The sequence below is a fragment of the Methanocalculus sp. genome (assembly GCF_029762515.1).
GTDB lineage: Archaea > Halobacteriota > Methanomicrobia > Methanomicrobiales > Methanocorpusculaceae > Methanocalculus.
The window spans coordinates 1-2,500 of the sequence record NZ_JARVGN010000344.1; the positions used below are offsets into that span (position 1 = coordinate 1).

The 2,500-nt window shown below is 54.0% G+C and carries 4 protein-coding genes; 1 reads left to right on the forward strand and 3 read right to left on the reverse strand.

Annotated features, from left to right (window positions below):
* The 3 genes from QCH34_RS10640 to QCH34_RS10650 form a co-directional block, all read right to left on the reverse strand.
* A partial coding sequence (locus QCH34_RS10640) for a hypothetical protein (protein WP_300333921.1) occupies positions 1-322 on the reverse strand: 322 nt, incomplete at its 3' end.
* A 110-nt stretch (positions 323-432) separates the two neighbouring features.
* A complete protein-coding gene (locus tag QCH34_RS10645; RefSeq protein ID WP_300333943.1) occupies positions 433-1,014 on the reverse strand; it encodes a DUF2953 domain-containing protein in 582 nt (193 codons plus the stop codon).
* Positions 1,015-1,374 carry a spore germination protein GerW family protein gene (locus QCH34_RS10650; protein ID WP_300333945.1) on the reverse strand — a complete coding sequence of 120 codons (360 nt, stop codon included), beginning with the start codon at positions 1,372-1,374 and terminating at the stop codon, positions 1,015-1,017.
* Positions 1,375-1,533: 159 nt separating this feature from the next.
* On the opposite strand from QCH34_RS10650, the gene QCH34_RS10655 reads away from it, so the two are divergent.
* Positions 1,534-2,500 (forward strand): anthranilate synthase component I family protein (locus tag QCH34_RS10655; RefSeq protein ID WP_300333947.1); only part of this gene is annotated, 967 nt, incomplete at its 3' end.

Below are 2,500 nucleotides of genomic sequence, written 5' to 3' on the forward strand. Positions count from 1 at the left end.
CATTATAGGTGGTGGTATAGGGGTACGTCTGTCCCTCCACCGGTGCATACATCGTCACGTTCAGGGTGGCGAAGACTGCGATCACACCGATGAGGAGGATCAGGATGAGCACGCCGATGATCTTCAGCTTATTGCTCTTCTTCTTCTTCTCAGGCTTATCCATATACCGGATCTCATGGATCGTCTCCTTCTCATGTCTGACCGTTGGTTCCGGAGCGGGTTTTGGTTTTTCTTCCGCAGCGGGTGCCTGGGTGCTGACAGGAGTAGTCAGGGGATCCTGAGTCACCTCCGGTTCATTTGTCTTCTTTTCATCATCTGTCATAGTGTATCACACACATGTGAAAAGAGGCGATCAAAATATTTAAAAGATATGGGTAATGGCAGTATCTGCAATCAATGATAATTGAGTGGCATATATGCGGTCAATGACCGCTATCTCTTCACAAATGGGACAAATGCAAGCACCAGATGTAAAATCGATCGTATCCGGATACGGACCCGGACATTCGCCGACCATCCCGCATATGCAAAATCAGGGGTAACATTGAGGTGAATCCGGGTTGTCCGGAGTGCACCCCGGAGGGCAGCAGCCCAGCCGTAGAGCTTCCCCGTCTCACCGGCATCGCCTGTTCCGATCCTGCCGGAGATCCAGACCGAGTTGATTGAGATTGGAAGCTTTAAGAGGGCAGAGAGGGGAAAACCGGTTTTTCCCTCTGCTTCCTTCAGAATGTCGCTGCCTTCATCATCTTCCCCATCTGCTGCCTGCTCCTCCTCTTCACCTGTTGTCTCCTCTGCCTCTTCCGGGATGATATACGTGTACACGAGCCTCTCAAAGAGCCGGAGCTCAAGAGTCCGTTTTGGGAGGAGGAGGAGGGTGATCGGGCCGAGGCCCCCCCCGGCATACCATCCATCAGGGCTGATCGATCCGGTCAGGGTGATACAGAACGAGATCAGGATGAGTGTTGCTCCCCCTCCGATGCATGCGAATGCGAGGAGTATGGGGTAGAAATCCATTCACTCTTTCTTGGATCCCCGGATCGCCTCGATCACCGAGGGGAGGGATTCTGCGGCAGTCGAGATCGCCTGTGCGACCTCACCCTTCTTTCCCAGAGTAAAGATCTGGATTCCCTCAGGTCCCGGAATGTCCTGGTGAATGACCATCACCGCTACCGGGGTGACGCCCGCTCCTGCACCTCCGCCGGAACCAACACCATCTTCGGCTTTCCCTTCCCCTCCGCCAAATCCAAATCCAACTGAAGAGATGGTGAAGATCGAGCGGTTCCCCGAGATGATCGGATTTGATACCAGGATGTCCGAGGAGACCATCGTCCTGAGGTGCTCCAGGATTGCATCAAAGACATTTCTCTCTGTCATGGTAGTGAAGTATAACCAGGTGATTATTAAGGATGTGTGTCAGTCTATTGGACAAATGTGATCAACAATGTATAAATATATACAGAACTTACCAGAGTATATGCAAACAGAAGTACACAAGACGGTGATGCCATCGGACTGGCAGCCGCCGCACCCGGATTGTTCCTCCCGATAAAGGAAGCAGATCCGGTTGCGGTCTACCGGGCGCTTGCCGATGGCCCCGGTTATATTCTCGAATTCCCCGGCCTTCCGGTAATGGTCGGGATTGGATCTGAAGTACTGGATTGTCCGGGTGATCCTTGTGATACTCTCAGGGCAATGGCAGCCGATCCCCCCTTCTCCCCTGTTGGATATCTCAGGTACGAAGGAGGGGGCAGGTTCCTCTCATGCCGTGATGCCGTCTCAATCGATCGAAACGGGATCACGCTCTTCTCACGTGATATGGACGAAGAGGCAAAAAGCAGGATCCAGATGATGGCCGAAGCCCTTCTATCGCGTGATCTCTTCTCTCCTCCACCATCACCAGGTGATCTACCAACAGATTCGAGCACCACGATGGAGCGCCCTCTCTTTACAGATGGCGTCAGGCAGCTCAAATCCCATATCGTTGATGGCGACTGCTACCAGGCGGTCCTCTCCAGAAAGATCCAGTTGCCGTTCAGAGGAGATCCCCTCAGGATTTATTCCGCTCTCCGGTCACAGAACCCCACCTGTTATGGGTATTACCTTGATTTCGGTGACGAACAGGTGGCAGGAGAGAGCCCGGAGATGCTGGTTGCAGCCAGCGGGAGCACCCTCACCACCGTCCCGATTGCAGGTACACGGCCGCGGGGCTGCAACCCGGATGAGGATGAAGCGCTCGCAGCAGATCTGCTTGCCGACAAAAAAGAGCGGTCAGAACATCTTATGCTCGTTGACCTTGCACGGAACGATATCGGGAGGGTCGCAGCGTTTGGATCTGTCTCTGTTCCCCGGTATGCGGAGGTGGCGAAGTACCAAAAAGTCCAGCATATCGTATCAACGGTGACGGCAGAGGCAGCTCCCGGAGCTGATGGCTATGATGCGCTCCGCTCCTGTTTTCCCGCAGGCACTGTAACGGGAGCCCCGAAGAAGCGTGCAATGGAGC

What these genes read in the sequence shown, in the direction of transcription:
- QCH34_RS10645 (WP_300333943.1), bottom strand. Translation starts at nt 1,014, where the DNA reads ATGGATTTCTACCCCATACTCCTCGCATTCGCATGCATCGGAGGGGGA.
- QCH34_RS10650 (WP_300333945.1), bottom strand. Translation starts at nt 1,374, where the DNA reads ATGACAGAGAGAAATGTCTTTGATGCAATCCTGGAGCACCTCAGGACG.